Below are 22,459 nucleotides of genomic sequence, written 5' to 3'. Positions count from 1 at the left end.
CGCCCGAGGCCGGTCAAAAACGACCGGATTCTGGAAGGTTACCTCCCAGAATGACTGACGCCTTGGGCTAGAAAACGGCGAAAGCGAGGCCAATGGCCGGCTCTGCCAACCCTTTTTCCGCAGCCTGCTAAACGGTATTCTGACAAACATTGGCGGTGAATTGCTCAACGGCGATGATGTGGAAGCTGGTTCCTACGGCATGCGGAAAAAAGCCTTTATCTACTGGAACGACGGGACATCGAGCAACGATCGCGTCAAATTCTCAACCGCATCCGACCTTATCGAATATGGCGTGATGAAGGCTGCGCAAGATATGCAGATCATTGGCGGCGATATATACGCCAAGCGTGCCTTTTATCTGACTATGGCCAGAGGGGCGGTAACGAGTTCAAATGACGATGGAGCCAGTTCGGATGATGGCCAATCATCGACAAACGTCGACTTCGGTCTGGATCTTCTAGTAGGTAATTTGGCCGTTGCAGACCGACTTAAAGTCTATCTTGCCAACTCAGCGTCCATTAACGCATTAATTGCGGCGGAGCCAAATTCGGTTTTCACGGCGGACTGGCTAATCGCGCTGTCCAGCGCCAGCGAACTAGGTTTGCTAAAGCGCAATACCCACGATTGGGATGGCGGTTTCTCTTATCTGCTTGATCAAGCCGGTGTTGACGCACGCGACGTCGGTTTCCGTTTCGAAACCTCTTCGCGCGAGGGGAATGGCGCGCGCATCATGTATCTGGGCGGCGCAACGCTCGAAGACACTGTGGACACGGGCTCCAAGACCATCGTTCAGGGCGGCGGTGATGATGATGTCCTTACTGCACTCACTGGAGGAAACCGCGACGGTGCAGCCGCCGGAACTGCCTATCACATATCCAACGTGATCCATGGCGGGACGGGCGATGACCGTATCGGTGCGGGAGACACGGGCGACGATCTGTTCGGTGACGAAGGCAACGACATTCTCGTCGGCGGACAACTTGATGACTGGATTTTCGGAGGTGTTGGAAACGATGTTCTGGACGCGGGCGGCGGTAGCGGAAACGTCCTGATCGCAGGGTCCGGGGATGACCAACTTGTGGGCGCTGATGGGGTATCATCGGACCCGATGAACAGCGGATCTGATTGGCTCTTAGGTGGCATGGGCGCTGATCGTCTCTACGGACTGGGCGGTGATGATTATTTAGAGGGCGGCCAGGGTGACGATCTCATTGATGGCGGTGCTGGCAGTGACACTATAATTTTCCGTCCCGGCGATGGAATCGACAGAATTTCAGATAGCGGCCTGGACGAAGGCGATATTGACATAGTCGCATTTGGCGATGGCATATCTGCTGATGACATTGATGTAGTAGCGAGTTCCTCGAGCATCGACATGTCGATACTACTCGGCAATGCTGGCGATCGTCTGGATTTGCGTGGCGCGGCGCTCACATCGCGAGCAGGCGTCGAAGCATTTGACTTCGGCTCGACCATTTGGTCACGCGGGCAAATGACCGCGCAGGCTGTCTTCGCCAAAACGGCCGGCACGACCATCACAGGCACCGGCGCGGGTGGAAGTGTCCAGGGCAGCCGATATGACGATACCCTGTCCGGCGGCGATAGCGACACTCTAAAAGGCGGCTTCGGCTCCGACCGCTATCTTTTTGCCTTGGGTGACGGCGAAGTCACGATCGACGAAAACGGCTTTTATTCAGACCTCGATGTTGTGAGCTTTGCCGGCGGTATCACCCTAGCCGATATTGCCGTCACTGTTGACGCGGCCTCCCCGCAGGATCTGATCGTACATGTTGGAAGCGGTGGCGACCGGTTAATTTTGAAGCATCATCAGCTGGATTCCGGCGCCGGCTCTCTGGAAGAATTCCGTTTCGCAGACGGCACGAGTGCGACTTTGCGTGACCTCTATGCGCTTGCACTGTCAGGAAGCTTTACATCCAGCGCTGATACGAAGATCGGCTTGGATCAGCCGGACCGCTTCAACAGCGGGAATGGTGATGACCGCCTTGCGGGCGGCTTGGGCAACGACAATCTTGAGGGCGAAGCTGGCGCAGATACCTACGTGTACCGGCTCGGTGATGGTTTCGACCGCATTTGGGATCCGACGACCGATGCATGGAACGGTTGGTTGGGTGGTAACACCCTCGAACTTGGTCAGGGCATTACGACCGCCAACATCGCTATCGAGCGCGATCCAAGTGAGAGCGGAAACGTCCGGATCAGCTTTGCTGGCCAGGTCGGTGCGATCCTTGTCGATGGGCAGTTCGATCTCGCACGCTATGGCGGCAACACCTACTGGGGCATCACCAATATAGCGTTCGCAGATGGCACCATCTGGAATCGCGCCGCAATCGACAGTTTCTTGGTTCAGTCGAGCCTAACTGCCCGCAACGACATCGTGTCGGGCACACGTGCTGACGAGGCCATCAATGGTGGCGCGGGCAATGACAGGATCGCTGCCGATGACGGCGCCGACACGATTACAGGCGGGCTTGGAGACGATATTCTCGATGGCGGCATAGGCGCCGACACCTATGTCTATAATCTGGGAGATGGTTTCGATCGGATATGGGACCAGACCACCGACGCGTGGAACGGATTTTTTGGCGCGAACACTCTTCAGTTTGGAGAGGGTATCACCGCCGCCAATGTCATTCTCGAGCGTGACCAGGCTGATACATCAAATTTGCGGATCCGCCTTGGCAACGGTGTCGGATCGATACTCGTCGACGGTCAATATGAAGTAGCGCGCTATGGCGGCAATACCTATTGGGGCATCACCAATATCGCCTTTGCCGATGGCACGACCTGGGATCGTACGCAGATTGAAGCTCAGTTGCTTCAATCAAGCCTCTCGTCTGCAAATGATGTCGTCTATGGTACACGCGTCGACGAAGCGCTGAACGCAGGCAGCGGAAACGATCGCGTTTATGCCGATGATGGCGCCGACACGATTACCGGTGGGCTTGGCGATGACTTCCTTGAAGGTGGCATCGGCGCCGATACCTATGTCTACAATCTTGGAGATGGGTTCGACCGTATCTGGGATCAGACGACGGACGCCTGGAATGGCTGGCTTGGCGGCAATACGCTTCAGCTTGGCGCTGGCGTTACGACCGCCGACATCATTCTTGAGCGCGACCTGGCAGATACGAACAATCTGCGCGTTCGCTTCAGCAATAGCGTTGGCTCCATCCTCGTTGATAATCAATATGAAGTGGCCCGCTATGGCGGCAACACCTATTGGGGCATCACATCCATAGCTTTTGCCGACGGCACTACCTGGGATCGCAACCAAATTGAGGCACAACTGCTGACAGCGAGCCAGTCGGCGCAGAATGATATCGTCTACGGGACACGCGTTGCTGAAGTCATCGATGGGGGCACAGGGAACGACACGGTCTTTGCCGGCGAAGGCAATGATGTGGTTATCGGTGGCGCCGGTGATGACGTCCTCCAAGGCGGCCTTGGCGACGACACCTATATCTACAATGTCGGTGACGGCAATGACGTCATTTATGACGAAAGGACGGATGCCTACAACAATTGGTTCGGAGCGAATTCCCTTAAATTCGGGGCGGGAATTTCCAGTTCGGACCTGATCATCGAGCGAGACTTCGCGGACAATTCCAACATCGTGATTCGCTTCGCCAATGCCGCTGGATCGATCACGATCGATGATCAGATGCGAGCCTATTGGGATGCCAGCTGGGGCATCGACACGTTCGAGTTTGCTGACGGTTCGACCTGGGATCGCGCCACGATCAACGCAGCCGTCACATCAAGTAATATTGTGCTGAGCGGCACAACTGGTAACGACGAGCTGGCAGGATCGAGCGCGTCCGAAACCATTCGGGGCCTCGCCGGCAATGACACACTCACTGGCGGTGGCGGCACTGACCGGCTCGAGGGAGGAGACGGCAATGATATCTATCGCTTCAACCTAGGTGACGGTTCCGATCTCATCGTCGACAGCGCAGGCAATGACGTCGTTCGTTTCGGGGCGGGCATCACGACAAGCAGTCTGATCCTCAGTCAGGTCAAATATGATGGTGACAATGATGGTGTTTTCATCACCATCGCTGGAACAGGGGATCGCCTTCGTATCTTCGGCCAGAACGGCGCAAACCGGATCGAGCAGTTCGAATTTGCCGATGGCACGGTATGGAGCGATAGCGACCTACGGACGCATCTGTTCTCTCAAGTTCTAACCGTTGGCGACGACGTAGTTCGTGGGACCAATCTTAGCGATACATTGCTGGGCGGTGCAGGCGACGATCAGATCCAGGGCGTCGATGGCGACGATATGCTTGGGGGTGGAGCAGGAAGCGACCGCCTTGAAGGCGGTAATGGCAACGACACCTATCTTTTCAATCTCGGCGACGGGTTCGACGTCATCGTGGAGGCAAGTGGCACGGACACCATCCGCTTCGGTGCGGGCATCGCTGCCGGCGATCTCGTCCTGACGCAGGGCAACCAGGACGGAGACAATGACGGCGTCTTCATAACGGTGGCTGGCACCAATGATCGTTTGCATATCATTGGACAGAATGCAGGCAACTATACGATCGAGCGCTTCGAATTTGCAGATGGCACCATCTGGACCAATGCAGATTTGCGCGCCCAACTTTTTGCCCAACTCCAGACAGCAGGTGACGACGTCATTCGTGGCACGGGCTTTGGCGAAGCGTTGCTGGGAAGCGCTGGAGACGACCAGCTCTATGGTCTAGATGGCAACGACACGCTGGCCGGTGGCATCGGCAGTGATCGCCTCGAAGGCGGCAACGGCGACGATGTCTACCTGTTCAACCTTGGAGACGGCCATGATGTCATCATGGAAAGCGCGGGGAATGATACGATCCGCTTTGGTGCGGGGATAGGACCCAACGACATCCTGCTTTCTCAGGTGGTGCAGGATGGTGATGCCGACGGCGTGTTTCTCACAGTCGTGGGCACGAACGACCGGCTACACATCATTGGCCAGAATGCCGGCAATTATACCATCGAGCGCTTCGAATTCGCGGACGGCACTGTCTGGACATCAGCCAAGCTCCGCGAGCGGCTGTTTGCTCAGATCAGCACGGCCGGGGATGATGTCATTCGGGGAAGTGGTGCAGCAGACACTCTCGATGGCCAGGGCGGTGACGATCAAATCTATGCGCTCGATGGCGATGACATTCTTACAGGCGGGAAAGGTTCGGATCGCCTTGAAGGCGGAAACGGAAACGACATTTATGTCTTCAACCGCGGCGATGGCGGCGATGCGATCTGGGATGCAGGGGGGAACGACACTGTCCGGTTTGGCGCCGGCATCGTGGCAGCTGATCTGGAATTCACACAGGCTCAGCAAGATGGCGATACGAACGGCGTTACGCTTGCGATCAAGGGTACTAACGATCGACTCCATATCATTGGTCAGGCTGGCGGATCGCTGATCGAGCGCTTTGAATTTTTCGACGGCACTGTGCTGACCGCACAGATGCTGATCGACCTGAGAACGTCCAACAGCATTGGCGGCCAGCAGTTCGCGGTCACCATGGGCGACGACACCATCGTCGGGACATCGGGTGCCGATACGATCCGTGGGATGGGAGGCGACGATGCGCTGCGTGGCGGCATGGGTTCCGACACCTATCGGTTCGCCAAAGGCGATGGTTTTGACACGCTCTACGACCCGGATGAGGCAAGCGCTACCGATGTGCTGATTCTTGATGGGATCAACAGCAGCGACGTCACCGTCATGGTGTCCCCTACGGATGCGGATGATATCATCCTCTATATCGACGATCAGAGCGTCATCTATCTCGATCAGAACCGGACCGGCGCTAAAACCGGTGTCGATGAAATACGGTTCGCTGATGGGGCGATCTGGGATCGTGCGACGCTGCTGGCAAAGGCGAGTGGCGGCCAGGGCACGAGCGGAAACGACCTGCTGATAGGCTCCAATTTTGCCGATACCTTGACCGGCGGCACGGGTAATGACCGGCTCGTCGGTGGTGCAGGCAACGACATCTTCGTGTATAACAGCGGAGACGGAAACGACGTCATCGTCGACGTGGCGGACGATGCCGACCCGACGGCGACAATCGGCAATATCCTGAGCTTTGGCCCGGGCATTGCGCTTGCCGATATTCGCTTGACCCGTAATACGGCCGACGGACCTTTGATCATCAGCTTTGCCGTCCAAACGGGATCCGTTACGCTCGAGGGCTCTCAATCTGACAGTCTTGCTGGCATACAGTTCCTCAAATTCGCCGACGGTAGCATGCATAGCATGGCCGATATCAGGCAGGCCGCGCTTACCGGTCAGGCGACCAGCGGCAACGATTTGATCGAAGGCTATTCCACTGCTGATACGCTGACCGGCGGCGCTGGTAATGATACGCTGATCGGGCATGGCGGTGCCGACACCTATCTTTTCGCGCTTGGTGACGGTGAAGATACGATCATCGAGAGCGATGGCGCAGCCAACAAGCTTGTATTCGGCACCGGGATCGCGACCACGTCGCTCCGTCTGTACCGGACGATCGAAGCGCCAGATGACCTGATCATTGCCTTGCCCAACGGTACGGACAGCGTGGTGCTCAAGGATCAGTTGTCCTCTTCGGGCTGGTCAGGCGTTACCCGGATCAGCTTTGCGGACGGTACAGTCTGGGATCGAGACGAAATCGTAGAGCAATTGCTGGCCCAGCCTGCGACGCCCTATGCGGATTATCTCGTCGGTAGCGATGGGAATGACAGCATCAATGGTCTGGCAGGCAACGACTTCATCGAGGGTGCCAGAGGTGACGACCAACTCACCGGAGGAGATGGGAATGACATCCTCTCAGGCGGCGTAGGCAATGACGCCCTGCATGGCGGCGAAGGGGATGATGTTCTTTCTGGAGACGAAGGCGTCGACACGCTTGATGGCGGCAATGGCTTCGATACCGCCGATTACAGCTTCTCACTCGATAGCTGGAATATCAATCTGGCAGCCGGAACGGCAGCGATCATCCGGACGAATGGATCGGCACCGGTCGAAACGCTGGCGTCGATCGAGGCTGTCATAGGCGGCCTGGGCAGCGATCGGATCACAGGTGATGACGGCGCCAACCGGATCCAGGGCGGTGCTGGAAACGACATCCTTCAAGGCGGAGGCGGCGATGATGTCTTCGTCGTAGGCGGGGACGAAGATGGTATCGATGCCGTAGATGGTGGATCGGGCTATGATCGCATTGAAGCTGCGGCCGACGATACGGTCATAGGTCTTTCGAGCATCGGCAATGTCGAACTGATCACGTCCAACGGGCATGCGAATGTTCGGATTGAAGCCACCGACGAGGCGGACACTCTTGATCTGTCTGCTGCCGAATTAAGCGGCATCGTTTCGATCGATCTTGGCGCTGGCAATGATGTGGTGACCGGCACGCTTGGTGCGGACGTCATCAATGCCGGCGCAGGCGATGACGTCATCCGCTATGTCGGGCTCGGGACTGGGGCCGATACGCTCGATGGTGGCGATGGCTCGGACCGGATTGAAGCTGCTGCGAATGACGCTGTTATCCGCCTGGCGTCCTATCAAAATATAGAGGTGATCTCAGGCGGGCAGTTTACGGGCGTTGTCCTGGCTCGCACCGATGCCGCCGAAACGACGAACCTGAACGGATTGACGGTAGAGGGACTGTCGCGGATCGACCTCGAAGGCGGCGACGATATTTTTGTCGGAACCGCGCAGGCGGACGTTGTTCGAGGCGGCAGCGGAAACGATACGATATCGGGCAATGGTGGCGACGACATTTTCGATTATGTCGGGGTGTCCAACGGCTTCGACACACTATCCGGCGGGGACGGCTTTGATATCGTACGTGCCTCGGCGGATAATGTGAGAATCGGCATTACGTCGCTGGTTTCAGTAGAACGTCTCACTGGTAATGGTCATGCAAACGTCGTGGTCGAATGGGGCGCAACCAATGATGTGTTGAACTTCTCGACGATAGCTTTGGACGGGCTGACGCTCGAGACCGGAGCAGGAAACGACAGTGTCACCCTCAATTCGAGTGGGCTTGTTGTCGCCGGTGGAGCCGGAAACGACACATTCACTGTGTCGGGCAATGGCAGCCACAGCTTCCGATTTGGTGCCGGTGACGGCAATGATGTGCTGACCAATCCAGGGTCTGGGTATGCGCGCAGCGATCTGTTGCAACTGACCAGCCTATCGACCGGAGATGTGAGTCTCATCCGCAGCGGAGACCAGTTGAAGGTCACGATTACCGCTACCGGAGAAAGCTTCAGCGTCGCCTATCAGTTTTGGGGTGAGACGCAGGGCGCGCAATATGGTTTGGCGGGCATCGTCTTTGCGGATGGTACGGCCTGGGATCGAACGAACATCCGGGATAATGCGCTTATCCTCGGAACGGCGGGGAACGATACGATCAGCCTACCCTCGCTAAGCTATCGCGTGCGGCCCGGTGCCGGAAACGACACGCTTGCCGTGCAGGGCAATGGCTTTGGCACGATCGAATTTTCCAAAGGCGATGGCAATGATGTCCTGAACAATAGCGGCTCTGGCTACACTCGCGATGACACGCTCCATCTCAAGGACGCCCTGCCGAACGAAGTTTCGCTTGTGCGTGTCGGCGATAGCCTGACCGTCACGATCAACGGTACAGGCGATACGTTCAAATCTACTTCGCAGTTCTGGACAAGTTCGGCAGAACCCACGCCGCGTTATGGGATCAACCGGATCCAGTTTGCAGACGGCACAATCTGGAACCGCGACGATTTTGATGCCCCCACCGTACCGTTTACCAGCGGCAACGATAATGTTCAGGGCACCAATAATGGGGAAACGCTGCGAGGCGGCGCGGGCGATGACCTGATTTATGCCTATGGTGGAAACGACACCATCTTTGGCGATGAAGGCCGGGACACAATCGACGGCGGCGAGGGCAACGACCTCATCAAGGGCGGGGCAGGCAACGATCTTCTGTACGGCCGGAACGGTGACGATACCTATGTTTTCGAAGCCGGCCCTGGCCGAGATACGATCACGGACGACGGCAATGGCAATGACACAATCCAGCTGGGTGTGGGCATTGCACCGGCAGATGTCACGGTCATGCAAGCAGACAACGGCAATGACCTGGTGCTGCTGTTCTCCGACGGTAGCGACCGGATTACCCTCAATGACACGATGACCAATGGCTATCGGTTCATCGAGCGGGTGACCTTCGCCGACGGCACGATCTGGACCCATGCCGACCTTGTGTCGCGCTCGGTCCTTGCCAATGCGGGAGATGATACATTCTACGGCAGCTTCAATGCCGATACCCTCCTGGGTGGTGCCGGCAACGACGTGCTGGTTGCCCGTGGCGGAAACGATGCGCTGGCGGGCGGCACTGGAAACGACACGCTCTACGGCAATGATGGGGACGATATCTATGCCTTCGCTGTCGGCGATGGTCAGGACACGATAACGGACGACGGCAACGGAAATGATACGATCCAGCTTGGCGCGGGCATCGCGCCGGGTGATGTGACGGTAGTCCAGGCCGACACCGGCAACGACCTTGTATTGCTGTTTAACGATGGTAGCGATCGGATCACGCTCAACGATTCGATGACCAATGGCTATCGCTACATCGAGCGAGTGACCTTCGCCGACGGCACGATCTGGACCCATGCCGACCTCGTGGCGCGCTCGGTCCTAGCCAATGCAGGCGATAATATATTCTACGGCAGCTTCACCGTTGACAGCCTGACCGGTGGTGCCGGCGAGGATGTGCTGGTGGCTCGAGGCGGCAATGACACGCTTGTGGGCGGGGCTGGAAATGACACGCTCTACGGCAACGATGGCGATGACATTTACACCTTCGTGGCCGGTGATGGTCAGGACATAATCACGGATGATGGCAACGGCAACGACACTATCCAGGTCGGCGCAGGCATTACACCAGCTGATGTGACGGTCGTCCAGGCCGACACTGGCAATGACCTTGTGCTGCTGTTTGGTGATGGAAGCGATCGGATCACGCTCAACGATTCGATGACCAATGGCTATCGCTACATCGAGCGAGTGACCTTCGCCGACGGCACGATCTGGACCCACGCCGATCTCGTGGCGCGCTCGGTGCTTGCCAATGCGGGAGATAATACATTCTATGGCAGCTTCACCACTGACAGTCTGACTGGTGGTGCGGGCGAGGATGTGCTGGTTGCCCGTGGCGGGAACGATGCGCTTATAGGCGGCGCTGGAAATGACACGCTCTACGGCAATGACGGCGACGACACTTACGCCTTCGTCGCCGGCGATGGTCAGGATACGATCACGGATGACGGAAACGGCAACGATACGATCCAGCTTGGTGCAGGCATAGCGCCTGGGGATGTCACGGTCGTCCAGGCCGACACGGGCAATGATCTTGTCCTGCTGTTTGGCAATGGCAGCGATAGCATCACGCTCAACGACACGATGACCAATGGGTATCGGCGCATCGAGCGAGTGACGTTCGCCGATGGCACGATCTGGACCCATGCTGACCTTGTAGCACGCTCGATCCTCAGCAATGCCAATGATGATCTCTTCTACGGCAGTTACGATAACGAGGCCTTGGCAGGCGGTGCCGGTGCAGACACACTGGCTGGCCGAGGTGGTAATGACGTGCTCACTGGCGGAAGCGGCAACGACATACTCTATGGCAATGACGGCAACGACACATATGTCTTTAATGCTGGAGACGGTCAGGATCTCATTAGAGACGATGGTAACGGCTCAGATACGCTCCAGCTAGGAATCGGCATAGCGCCCGGAGATGTCACGGTTGTGCAGGCCGATAACGGCAACGACCTTGTTCTGTTGTTCGCTGGAGGTTCCGATCGCATCACGCTTGACGACACTGTGAACAATGGCGGACGGCGCATCGAGCAAGTGACATTTGCAGATGGTACGGTCTGGACCCACGCGAACCTCCTGACCTTGGCAGCGACGGGCACATCCAGTGATATGCAGCTTGCTGGTACCGGTGCAGCCGAAACGCTGACTGGTGGCGTGGGCAACGACGTCCTGAACGCCCGTAATGGCAACGACATCCTCATCGGCGGGACCGGTAATGATTTCCTCGTCGGTGGTGGCGGCGACGATGTCTACCGCTTCAACATGGGCGACGGTCAGGACATCGTTCGGGAATATTGGGGCGACAGCGGCGCCTGGGGCACGGACACGGTTGAGTTCGGCGCGGGCATCACCGTGGCAGATGTCACGGTCAGCCAGGGTAGCAATGGCGGCGACCTGATCCTCGCCATCGCCGGTACGAATGACAAGGTGATGCTGCAGGCCACCGTCAACAGCGGCGAAAACCGGATCGAGCAGCTCCGCTTTGCCGATGGTACGATCTGGACGCATGCCGAACTGATGCAGCGGTCTATGGCCGCAAACAGCGGCGACGACAATTTCGCAGGAAGCTATGATGCAGAGACGCTAACCGGCGGCGCTGGGAATGACCTGCTGAATGGTCGTGGTGCCAACGACATCCTGATCGGCGGCACCGGCAATGATTTCCTTGTCGGCGGCGGCGGTGATGACATCTATCGCTTCAACCTGGGCGATGGTCAGGACATCGTTCGGGAATATTGGGGTGACAGCGGCGCCTGGGGCACAGACACAGTTGAGTTTGGCGTCGGGATCGCCGCAGCCGATATCACGGTAAGCCAAGGCAGCAATGGCGGCGACCTGATCCTGGCCATCGCCGGCACGAATGACAAGGTGACGCTGCAGGCCACTGTAAACAGCGGCGAAAACCGGATTGATCAAGTCCGCTTCGCCGACGGCACGGTCTGGAATCATGCGGAGCTGATGCAGCGGTCTATGGCCGCAAATAGCGGCGACGATAATTTCGCGGGAAGCTATGATGCAGAGACGCTAACCGGTGGCGCCGGGAACGACGTGCTCAATGGTCGCGGAGCCAACGACATTCTGATCGGTGGCTCCGGTAATGATTTCCTTGTCGGCGGCGGCGGTGATGACATCTACCGCTTCAATCTGGGCGATGGTCAGGACATCGTTCGGGAATATTGGGGGGACAGCGGTGCCTGGGGGACGGACACGGTCGAGTTCGGTGTTGGCATTTTGAGCGCCAACGTAACCGTAAGCCAGGGTAGCAATGGCGGCGACCTTATCCTCGCCATTGCCGGTACGAATGACAAGGTGACACTCCAGGCCACGGTGAACAGCGGCGAAAACCGGATCGATCAGGTTCGCTTCGCCGACGGTACAGTCTGGAATCATGCGGAGCTGATGCAGCGGTCGATGGCGTCCAACGCCGGCGACGACAGCTTTGCTGGAAGCTATGACGCGGAAACGTTGAATGGTGGGGCCGGAAACGACGTGCTGAATGGTCGCGGCGCGAACGACATTCTGATCGGCGGCACCGGCAATGATTTCCTTGTCGGAGGCGGCGGTGATGACATTTATCGCTTCAACCTGGGCGATGGGCAGGATGTCATCCGGGAATATTGGGGTGACAGCGGCGCCTGGGGTACGGACACGGTTGAGTTTGGCGTCGGCATTGCTGCGGCCGATGTTACGGTCAGCCAGGGCAATAATGGCAACGACCTGATCCTGGCCATCGCTGGAACGAATGACAAGGTAACGCTGCAGGCGACCGTGAACAGCGGAGAAAACCGGATCGATCAGGTCCGCTTCGCCGATGGTACGATCTGGAACCACGCCCAGCTCATGGCTCTGTCGCAGCAGCCGACGGCAGGCGATGACGTTATCTATGGTTATGAAGGCGCCGACACGATGTTCGGCGGTACCGGTGACGATCAACTCTTTGGCGGATCCGGCGACGATATCCTGTCGGGTGACGCAGGCCATGACAGCCTGTCAGGCGGCAATGGAACCGATATTGCCAAATTTGCCGGGGTCCAAGCGTCCTACTCCCTCGTCACGGCTTCGGGATCGATCGCAGTCGTCGACAACAGTCCAACCGAGGATGGCGATGACGGCATCGACACGTTGACTGGCATTGAAAAGGCGCAGTTCAAGGGTGGAGCTCAGGTGTCTCTGGCAGCGCCGATCGTGCTTGACCTTGATGGAGATGGCATCGATCTTGTTGCGCGCAAACAGTCCCATGCCCGGTTCGACTGGAATGGCGATGGGTTTGCCGATCGAACAGGTTGGGTCGGCGAAGGCGATGGACTGCTTTTCTACGACCGCGATGGCAATGGCACGACTTCCGGCGCGAACGAGCTTTCGTTCGTCGAGGACAAGTCCGGCGCTAAATCGGACCTTGATGGCTTGTCGGCATTCGATACTAACGGCGATGGCCGCTTCGATACCCATGACGACGAGTGGTCGAAATTCGGGATCTGGCAGGATGCCGATGGAGACGGCGTTGCTGCCTCAGATGAAATGTCGTCCATGGCGGACGTTGGGATCCGGTCGATCTCCCTTGCAGGGCAGGCAACAGCGCAGGCATGGTCGTGGGATGACAATATCATCCTCAACCATGGAGGGTTCACCTGGGCGGATGGCCGGACTGGGTCTCTTGGCGACGTCGCGATGAACTATTTCGAAGCCAAGGTCGAGGCCCATCTACGAGAGCCCCAGCTTTTCGCCAGTCAATTGGTGGAGGCAATAGGCCAATTCGGCAGCAGTTCGGCCGCAGAGTTCAGTATCGAAGAGTTGGCGAAATCAGGAACGTTTGACACTGCGGCGGGCCATGTTCGCTTTGCAAGTAGCGGAAATTTTGCCTGATTTGCGTGATATAGAAAGACCCCGCAGGCCATTGGCTTGCGGGGTTCTGTGTTCATATTGCTATGGTAAGGTTGTTATACTGACATTGGTTGCGGGAGCCGAGTTCCACCGCTGTAGAACTCGGTTCCGGCTGACAGATCATCATGTCGTGTCCCTTTTGGATCCGTGTAACTCTACTCGTGGCGTATCACCATTGCTGCGCTAAACGATTGCTCAAGCAGAAAATAAATCACTGCTTTATCCAGTAGGCACGAAATATAAAAAACGACCATTTTCGCCGCCACTGAAACGGAAAAAAATGACTCTACGAATGGCAAAGCTGGATCGTGTCATGTTGTTGATTCACGCGCTGTCCGAAAGCAACGAAGGCATGACCCTCGATGAAATGGCCGCCTATCTGGGCGTCAATCGTCGTACGGCAGAACGAATGCGAGACATCGTAGCGTTGCATTTTGACCTAGATGAGCGGCAAGATGAACGTCACAAACGATTTATCATTCGAGACAGTCTCCGCCGGGTCTATACGCGCCCGGTCGCCGCCGAGGTCGCCGCCTTGCAGGCCGAAGTGCTGGCGCATCAGGGTGCGGGGCGCGACGTGCGCGCCGCGCCGCTGGCCGCACTGCTTGCCAAGGTGCGCGGCGCGCTCGACGACCGGGAAAAGCGGCGCATGGACCCGGACCTGGATGCGCTGACCCGGGCGCAGCAGATGATCGCCGCGCCCGGCCCGCGCGCGCCAGTTCCCCTCGGCCTGTTAGAAGTGATGCAGGGCGCGATCATGGCCGGACAATGCGTGGAATTCGACTATGCCGCCCATCCGCGCGCCGAACCGAAATGGCGCCGGGTCATTCCCTATGGCCTGGTGCATGGGCCGCTCAGCTATCTGATCGGCAAGCTGCCCGACCGGGAACCGACCTATTTCCGCCTCGACCGCATCATCGATGCACGGATTAGCGACCGGCCCGGCTGTGCGCCGGAGGATTGGGACATCAGCGCCTGGCTGTCGACCAGCTTCGGCGTCTGGCGTGAAGACCCTTATGACATCAGGTTGCGGATATTGCCTGAAGGGGTCGACCGGGCGCGCGGCTGGCGCTTCCACGCGACGCAAAGCGTGGAGGAATTGCCTGATGGTGGCCTGTGCATCCGTTTCCGCGCGGGCGGCCTGCGCGAACTGACCGACCATCTGTTCAGTTGGGCGGGCGAACTGGTGATCGAGGAGCCTGCCGCACTGATCACCATGATGCGCGAGCGGGCGGCGCTGGCAGCGGGAATGGTCGCCCCCTGATCCGATCGCTCGGGACGGCATCCGGCCGGTTGCTAAAGCGGCCGGATGCTAGCGGGTTAGTTCCCCTTGCGATAGTGACCAGCGGCCAGTTCATAGGCGTCGTCGGGTTCTTCCCCTTGCCTGATGAGCGCGATGATGTCGTCGCGGCATTGACTGACTTGCTTATCGAAGGCCGTGCCATGCACCTTGGCCCAAGTTGAACAGTGCCAGCGGAACACGCAGGGAACGCGAGATCGTAAGTAACTGATATTGCTGGGAGTGGATTTGGCGCCAAAACCGGGTGTGCTAACAACATTTTCCGTGTGACTGGCGGTCCGATTTATCTTTACGGGTCCGGGCAGTAACAACCTGGCCATGTATGTCGTCGAACGAGTCGCGCGCGGCCACCGCTATCTTTACCTGGTCGAGAGCGTGCGCGAGGGCAAAACTGTCCGCCAGCGCACGATCAAGGCTCTGGGCCGCAAGGATGTGCTGGCCGCGAGTGGCGAACTCGACAGGCTGGCCGCCTCGATCGCACGTCACGCAGAGCGCAGCATCATTCTGTCCGATATCGATGCAGGCCGGATCGCAGCCCGCAGGATTGGCGGCCCGTTGCTGTTCGGGCGCCTGTGGCAGCGGCTTGGCATCGATGCTGTATTGGAAGAGGTGCTGGAAGGGCGGCAGTTCGGCTTTGCCGTGGAGCGCGCCGTATTTGTCGCCACACTGCACCGCCTGTTCGTCTCAGGCTCGGACCGAGCCTGCCTGGACTGGATGGAGAGCTACGCCATCGACGGCAGCGAGGATCTTGCCCTTCATCACTTCTATCGCGCCATGTCCTGGCTCGGCGAGGAGATCGAGGAGAAGGCAGAAGGCGCATTGGCACCTCGCTGTGTGAAGGACGTGATCGAGGAGAAGCTGTTCGATCGCCGGCGGGACCTGTTCACTGATCTCAGCCTGGTGTTCATGGATACGACGTCGCTCTCGTTCTACGGTGCAGGCGGCGACACGCTGGGTCGGCGTGGTCATTCCAAGGACCACCGGCCCGAGCTTGCCCAGATGATCCTGGCCGTGGTGATCGACGCCGAGGGGCGTCCGATCTGCACCGAGATGGTTCCGGGCAATACCGCCGACGTGAAGGTGCTCATGCCCATCGTCACGCGCCTGCGCACCCGCTTTGGGATAACCCGTTCGTGCGTCGTGGCCGACCGCGGCATGATCAGTGCCGGTACGATCGCCGCCCTTGAAGAGCTGGGGATGGAATACATCCTGGGTGCGCGAGAGCGCACCAGCAACGTCATCCGCGATGTCGTGCTTGCCGACACTGCTCCGATGGTGCCCCTGGTCCTCGAGCGACAGGCAGGAGACACCCAGCTGTGGGTCAAGGAAGTGCGCGTTGGCAAAGGCGCAGATGCCCAGCGCTACGTTGTCACGCTCAACGAAGCTGAGGCAAGGAAGGACAAGGCCGACCGGCAAGCGATCATCGATGGCCTCCAGACCCAGCTGAAGAAGGGCGACAAGGCCCTGGTCGGTAACTCAGCCTATCGCCGCTATCTCAAGGCCAGCGGCAAAACCTTCGAGATCGACATGGGCAAGCTTGCCGACGAGGCGCGCTACGACGGCATCAGCGTGCTGCGCACCAATGCCAGGATCACTCCGCTGCAGGCCGTCATCCGCTACCGTGATTTGCTTCAGGTCGAGGCCCTGTTCCGCGTCGCCAAGGCCAGCTTCGATACCCGTCCGATCTTCCATCAGTCCGATGCCGCTATCCGCGGCCATGTGTTTGTTTCGTTCCTCGCTCTGACGCTGGCCAAGGAACTCACCCGTCTGTGTCAGGAAAAGGGCTTACAGCCCGAATGGCAGCCGCTCCTCAACGATCTCGACCGCCTTCAGGAAGCCACCATCGAAAAGGACGGCAAGGTCATTACCACCCGCACCCACGTTTCGGGCCAGGTGGGGAATGTCTTCAAGGCAACCGGCATCGCGCTGCCGGCCAATAGCAGCGAACTGCCGCCGCGAACCTGAGCCTCTGCAAGCTCACCCAACCCCAAAAATGTAGTGGTAACACTCGCGCTGGTGCGTGCATGTCATTGAACAAAAATGCCTTTCCCAAAAGCACTGTTCAAGTTGGGCTTGGCATAATCCCACATCATCTGGATCGCTTCCTTCTCCGTCCGTTTCACGCGCGGAGCGATCATCTTCTTCCAGATTTCGGCCTGCTCCTGAAAGGCGTCCTCGACGCTTGACCAGTCAAAGGCATAGGCCTGCGCGCACAGCGTTTCAAAGTCGCCCTCAAAGGCGAAGCCCGGTCGTTTGCTGGCCTTGTTCACGCCCAGCGCTGCCAGCACCGGAAGATGTCTGGGCTCGGTGAATTCCCGACGGATCACATCCAATCGACGCCCGACACTACGGTGATGACAGCGCGATACATAGTCATTGTCGGGGTGCAGCCGGCGCGCGGTATCGGCGATATTCTCATAATTGTCAGTCACACCGTGCTGGGCCAGTTCCACCAGCATGGGGTAGAAAAGGATCGCCAGTTCAACATCGGTCTTGGTCAGGGGCATGCTGTCTCCTTTGCGGTTCGGGCTGTGTCATCACGATAAAAAATATTTCAGAATAAAGGCTGAATCGCTCGGGTGATTCAGTCCAGATCCCAGTCCCGGTCGGCAACCACTTCCGCCAGCGTCCATATGACGCGCGGATTGGGGCCGCCCGCGCCCCGAAAGCTGGGGTAGACGGTGAAATGCGTGCGAAAACCGGGCTTGAGGTCCAGCGTGAGCAGGTCAAGGCTCTCCGCGATCGGTACGCAGCGCCCGATCGGATCGTCAGGCAACGCGCATTCGTAGAGCCGCCCCTTCAGCACGGCGCTTTCCAGCGCCTCGCTTCCCCGGTTCTGCACCCATCCCCCGACGCTGTAGAGTTGCTGCGCCGCGCCCATGTCGGACTGTGCCTCTTCCCGGTCCAGCCGCCACTCGACCGCCGGGTCGCCGGGCGGCAGTTGATGTTCGCTCATCCAGTCCTGCGCCGCCATTGCAGCCAGCCACAGCATCAGCGCATAGACCGCCCAGCGGAAGGGCGCGACCTGCATCATCAGGGCAAAGGCGATGCCCGCACCGATCCAGCCGAGCATATCATTGTCCCTGTCGTTCACATCGTCTCCCACATGGTTCCCGTGGGAAAGGCATGCTGCGTCGATGCGACAGAAGCGGACGTATCCTTGCGTCAGGCCATGCCGTCCGAGCAAAAGCCCAACCGTCCCCGTTCCGTCCCGCGCGAATCGCGCTCCGCCAGCAGCCAGTCGTACAGAATCGCGGGACGCGCCTCGCCCAGCAGCCGCGCGCGATGCGCCACCACGGCGAAATCGCCGGGCGTCAGCCCTTGCGCCAGCGGTTCGGGCATTACCCTGTTGAAATAGCGCACGAACAATGCCCCGCCTGCTGTCGCGGCAGGCTTTGGAAGGAGATACGCAGGGTGAAGCGCCGCTGCGTCGCCGGGTCCATCCGGTCGATCAGGTTGGTCGTCGCGATGAAGGGCGCGCGCAATGCCTCCATGCTTCGCAGCATTTCATTGACCATGCCGCTTTCCCAACTGAGCGTCGCGCCCTGTCGATCGAACAGGAAACTGTCCGCTTCGTCGAGCAGCAGCAGCGTCCCCGCTTCGCCGCAACGGCGGAAGGCGGCGCTGATGCGCGCTTCCGTCTCACCCACATAGGGGGACAGGAGGTCGCGGGCGCGCACCGCCTCCACATCAATCGCCAGCCGTGCGCCAAGGTGGCGGGCATAGGCCGACTTACCGGTGCCCGAAGGGCCGGACAGCAGGAGGCTCCAACCGTGTTCGGGTGCGCAGGATAGCCGCTGGGCCAGCGCTTCCAGATCCGTATCGGCATGGGACAAGGCCGGATCATAAGGACCGGTCGGCCCGGTTTCAGAGGGCAGATGCTTGCCCAGAGCCGTGAGGATGCTTTCCCCCGCGCGCTGGGCGGCGTCATGCCGAGCAACATTTTGAGATGCGCCAGCCGTTCACTCCGAAGCGGCTCCCCGCCTTCCTCATCCATTGCCCCAGCGATGACCGCCTGCCAGCCGAACCGGTCTGCAAGCGCCCGCGCAAATTCGCTCTTGCCGGTGCCGGGCGCACAATGCAGCAACAGGCTGACCCCCTGTCCCGCCCGCGGGGCGCCATCTAGCAGGTCTAGCGCCAGATCGCGCAGCGGCCCCAGATGCGCGAAATCATCCCATTGCAAAGTCGATGGCGGCGCGACCGGCATCAGCAGCGCTGACAGGCGATCCGGGTCACGGTCCTGCGCCCGCGCAATCCGCTTGAGCAGGCGGCCTGCATTGAAATCGCCATCACCCGCATCCTCGATCAGCCCGGACTGCAACAACCGACTGCCCGGTTCCAACCGGTTTTCGATGTCGATCGCCGAAACATCGCCTAGTAGCGCCAGGATCGGTACGGTCAGGGGGTGACCGCCCATCGGGACGGACTGCGCCAAAGCGCGCCAGCTTTCAAACAGGGCATTGCGCGCGAACAGCGCCAGCAAAGCGCCATCGCGCGCGTCCAGCCTCAGGCAATCCGCCAGCCAGATGATGCGGGCATCCAGTTCGGTCGGCGCGGGCGCTGCGCCCGGTGGCTGTGCCAGGGTCCGCAGGAGCGCCGGATATTCGGCCGGGTTGTCGGGGGGCGCCCCCTCGTCCGGATCGATGCCCATCAGCGCGCTGTGCTCCACAAGGAAACGGAGCAAATCCGGCCCGGCGCAGCTTAGCTCCTGGTCAGAAAGACGATGGGTGAGACTGGAAAAGGCATGGCGCAGATGCGCGCCTTCCTGCGGAGCGAGGCCCAGGGAGGGCGGACCGGCGCGGCGCCGGCGGCGGAGTTGAAAGGGTATAGTCATGCCGCCCTTAAGCGGCATGGCTACGTCAGATATGGTCGTGTATTAAGGCTGGACGGTGGGCGGAGGAGGATTATCGTCAGGTGTTGGCCCAGATGAACCCACGCGCGCTGCAAAGGCGGCGATCCGTGCCTCCCCTTTGCCCGCAGCGTTGCGGTAAATGTCGTCAGGCAAATAGTGGAATTTCCCGCTGCCGATCAGCCAGAGCGCGCGGTCAAACGCACGCGGCCAGATATCTGCGTCATTGGCACAGCGGATCATTTCGAGGAACGTGCCCTTCTCGTTGGTCTCTCCATGAAGAGCCCCAATAATGCGCATCGTGAACGTATCCGGCTTCACAAAAGGCAGCAGGCCCATATCCTTGAGAAAATTGACCGTAATGGCCTCCCCCATCAGGGTAAGCTTGGCCTTACCGCGCCGATTGAAAATGGTTTCGGCAAAGGCCCACATCCGTTCACCCTGCACCGCGCCGCGGGTCTGTTCGCCGATCTGCTCGCCAACCCACGCCGCGGGCGTGGGATAAAGCGCTTCCAGACCGGTAAGCCATTCCAGTCCCTGCGCGAAGCCCTTGATGCTCCGCTGCCAGACAACACCATCCTTGCGCGCGGTCGAGATACGGATGGGTTCGGCCAATTCACGGACTGCCATCTGCAACGTCTCTCCCCGGCCAAGGCGCGCTACAATCGCGCTGAGTCGGCAATCTGTACCGATGATGGCATTGGCAATGGTGGCGCGGATGATGGGTGACACGATCGTGGCATAGCTGCTGAAATTGGGCAGGTTGCTGATGAACATGCGATAAACCGCGATCCAGCCGCCCAGCACCGGCGTATCTTCGACATGCAACCGAACGACGTCGGCGACGCTTTTGGGGTGATGAACCGTTCCGTTGATCTCCAATGTCGCGGGCACATAGTCGCCATAGGTTTCGACATAGAGCGTTTCGAGAAAGGCATTCGCTTCGCGCCAAATGATCGAACCTTGTGTCATATGCTTCACATTCCTCTTATTGCGCGGATACTTTTCAATGCTAATAATTGATTGAAAAAAAGATAATATTTCGATCTCCTTTTCAGGAGAGTGTGATTAAGCGCCCTCCCCCGCTAGCGCGCGAGCGACGACCATCATCGCTTCGGTATCGCGCGCGCAATAGCGACGCAGCCCCTGTTCCAGCAGCGCCCGGCGCGCAGGCATGGTGTCGGGGGCAATCGCTTCCCAATAGGCCTGTTGCGCCTGCCCGCCATCCTTCACCTCCAGCGCAAGATAGCTCATCTGCGGCGCGATGGTCGGCAACACCGCCTTGATCGACCAGCTTCCGCGCTGATCGCGATGATACCAATGGTCGCGTGCCACCGGCAGAAGGTCGACGACCCGCGCCGCCAATGCATGCAGCCCCGGCGCCAGATTGGGGAAATCGGCGGCCAATTCGCGGATGCGGGCTTTTTCGAAACTGGCATACCAGGCGATGACAGCGCCGTCCCCGGGGAGGTCCAACAGCGCCAGCGCGCACGCCCGCCGAGGGTCCGTACCGTCCATCTGGAGAAATTCCACATGGTCAACCCGGCCATCGGCACCTTCCACATGAGCGGAAAACTGAAAGGGCACCTGTCGCCAGGGTCCACACCCCGTCCAGCGCGGAATCGCCTCGCTCACCGTCTCGAAATCCAGCCAGATGCGAGGATAGGCCCAGTCCGCCATCGCCGCCCGCGCGGCGGCGGCATCATGCCAGGGTTCGCCGCAGATTGTCACGCTCTGGATACGCCGGTGCAACGCATTGGTCAGCAGGTCTGGCGGCACCTGTGTCAGGTCATCATGCCCGCGCTGCATCAGGGCCTTGCCCCCGCCCCGGGGCAGCAAGTCCACCGGCCATTCGGGCGCGGGCGGGCGGATGGCCGCGCAATGGGCCTGAAAGGCGCAGGCATAGGGGCTGTTGCAATGCACGCCCATCGCCTGATCCGGCATGTCGCCGGCCAGCATGGCGCGAATGTCCGACACCAGCGCCGAGCGCCCTGCCATGATCGGCGCAACGTCCGCCAATATCTCGCTATCCATGAACAGCCCGTCCAGTCGACCATTTTCGGACAGACGGAATTGCGGGTCGAGATGACGCACGGCAGCGCTGCCGATCGGCAGGCCAGCGCCCTGCGCCACCCAGATCTGGGTCGCAAGGTCGGCCATCTGCTCGGGCTTTGCCTTGGTGGAGGATTTGACCTCCGCCATATGCCAGCGACCATCTCCGCGTGGCTCCAATATGTCGCAGCGCACCAGCACATCGTCGTGCACGAAGGTCGCTTCATAAATGGGAGCATCATGGCCCGATGCCAGCAGTTCGGCCGTGGTCCGCACCGCCGCCGCCAGGTTCGGCTCCGCCTCTACCATCACCCCGCCCGCGCTCTGGCGACAGGCTTCCTCGCCCACCGCATGGCCCGATGCATAGCGCGCCTGCGCACCGACATCCTCTTGCGCCAGCTCGGGCCGGTGCGTGGCCAGCCACAGCTTGCGCGAGCATTGTTCATAGGCGGCGATACGGGATTTGGAGAGGGAATGATGGGTCATGCGAACTCCTTAATGCAGC

10 protein-coding genes are annotated in these 22,459 nt (G+C 59.4%); 3 read left to right on the top strand and 7 right to left on the bottom strand.

Annotation, left to right across the window (positions count from 1 at the left end; translation table 11 throughout):
• Positions 1-160 precede the first annotated feature (160 nt).
• Complete coding sequence (locus F4U94_RS25405) at positions 161-13,735, top strand: calcium-binding protein (RefSeq protein WP_150412197.1); 13,575 nt, start codon at positions 161-163, stop codon at positions 13,733-13,735.
• A gap of 331 nt (positions 13,736-14,066) precedes the next feature.
• A complete protein-coding gene (locus F4U94_RS20975; RefSeq protein ID WP_232016468.1) occupies positions 14,067-15,017 on the top strand; it encodes a helix-turn-helix transcriptional regulator in 951 nt (316 codons plus the stop codon).
• Positions 15,018-15,073: 56 nt separating this feature from the next.
• Here F4U94_RS20975 and F4U94_RS24835 read toward each other — a convergent pair whose 3' ends face one another.
• Positions 15,074-15,235 carry a hypothetical protein gene (locus F4U94_RS24835; RefSeq protein WP_211363321.1) on the bottom strand — a complete coding sequence of 54 codons (162 nt, stop codon included), beginning with the start codon at positions 15,233-15,235 and terminating at the stop codon, positions 15,074-15,076.
• A 136-nt stretch (positions 15,236-15,371) separates the two neighbouring features.
• On the opposite strand from F4U94_RS24835, the gene F4U94_RS20970 reads away from it, so the two are divergent.
• Positions 15,372-17,018, top strand: a complete 1,647-nt coding sequence (locus F4U94_RS20970) for an IS1634 family transposase (RefSeq protein WP_120249911.1) — start codon at positions 15,372-15,374, stop codon at positions 17,016-17,018.
• A gap of 62 nt (positions 17,019-17,080) precedes the next feature.
• On the opposite strand, the gene F4U94_RS20965 is transcribed toward F4U94_RS20970, so the two are convergent.
• The 6 genes from F4U94_RS20965 to F4U94_RS20945 all read right to left on the bottom strand — a co-directional run bounded on the left by F4U94_RS20965 (position 17,081) and on the right by F4U94_RS20945 (position 22,440).
• Positions 17,081-17,560: a hypothetical protein gene (locus F4U94_RS20965; RefSeq protein ID WP_150412196.1), complete on the bottom strand. Its 480-nt coding sequence runs from the start codon at positions 17,558-17,560 to the stop codon at positions 17,081-17,083.
• Between the two features lie 77 nt (positions 17,561-17,637).
• Positions 17,638-18,147 carry a hypothetical protein gene (locus F4U94_RS20960; RefSeq protein ID WP_232016466.1) on the bottom strand — a complete coding sequence of 170 codons (510 nt, stop codon included), beginning with the start codon at positions 18,145-18,147 and terminating at the stop codon, positions 17,638-17,640.
• 71 nt (positions 18,148-18,218) lie between these two features.
• A complete protein-coding gene (locus F4U94_RS24515) occupies positions 18,219-18,395 on the bottom strand; it encodes a hypothetical protein (protein ID WP_170271979.1) in 177 nt (58 codons plus the stop codon).
• Entirely contained in the window at positions 18,395-18,889 is a 495-nt protein-coding gene (locus F4U94_RS20955) for an ATP-binding protein (protein ID WP_170271978.1), read from the bottom strand. The genes F4U94_RS24515 and F4U94_RS20955 overlap by 1 nt, the downstream gene beginning before the upstream one ends.
• Before the next feature lie 1,040 nt (positions 18,890-19,929).
• Positions 19,930-20,874, bottom strand: coding sequence for a hypothetical protein (locus tag F4U94_RS20950; protein ID WP_120252529.1), 945 nt, complete (start codon positions 20,872-20,874; stop codon positions 19,930-19,932).
• A 96-nt stretch (positions 20,875-20,970) separates the two neighbouring features.
• Positions 20,971-22,440, bottom strand: coding sequence for a DUF2779 domain-containing protein (locus F4U94_RS20945; RefSeq protein ID WP_120252528.1), 1,470 nt, complete (start codon positions 22,438-22,440; stop codon positions 20,971-20,973).
• Positions 22,441-22,459: the final 19 nt, after the last annotated feature.

The organism is Sphingobium limneticum, assembly GCF_008710155.1.
Classification (GTDB): Bacteria; Pseudomonadota; Alphaproteobacteria; order Sphingomonadales; family Sphingomonadaceae; genus Sphingobium; species Sphingobium limneticum.
Note: the sequence above shows the minus strand (reverse complement) of the source record. Positions and strands in the feature narration are given on the sequence as shown.

Excerpts from the sequence above, each read along its gene's own strand:
- F4U94_RS20965 (WP_150412196.1), bottom strand. The coding sequence starts at position 17,560 with ATGCCCCTGACCAAGACCGATGTTGAACTGGCGATCCTTTTCTACCCC.
- F4U94_RS20970 (WP_120249911.1), top strand. The coding sequence starts at position 15,372 with ATGTATGTCGTCGAACGAGTCGCGCGCGGCCACCGCTATCTTTACCTG.
- F4U94_RS24515 (WP_170271979.1), bottom strand. The coding sequence starts at position 18,395 with ATGCCCGAACCGCTGGCGCAAGGGCTGACGCCCGGCGATTTCGCCGTG.
- F4U94_RS20950 (WP_120252529.1), bottom strand. The coding sequence starts at position 20,874 with ATGACACAAGGTTCGATCATTTGGCGCGAAGCGAATGCCTTTCTCGAA.
- F4U94_RS20975 (WP_232016468.1), top strand. The coding sequence starts at position 14,067 with ATGTTGTTGATTCACGCGCTGTCCGAAAGCAACGAAGGCATGACCCTC.
- F4U94_RS20945 (WP_120252528.1), bottom strand. The coding sequence starts at position 22,440 with ATGACCCATCATTCCCTCTCCAAATCCCGTATCGCCGCCTATGAACAA.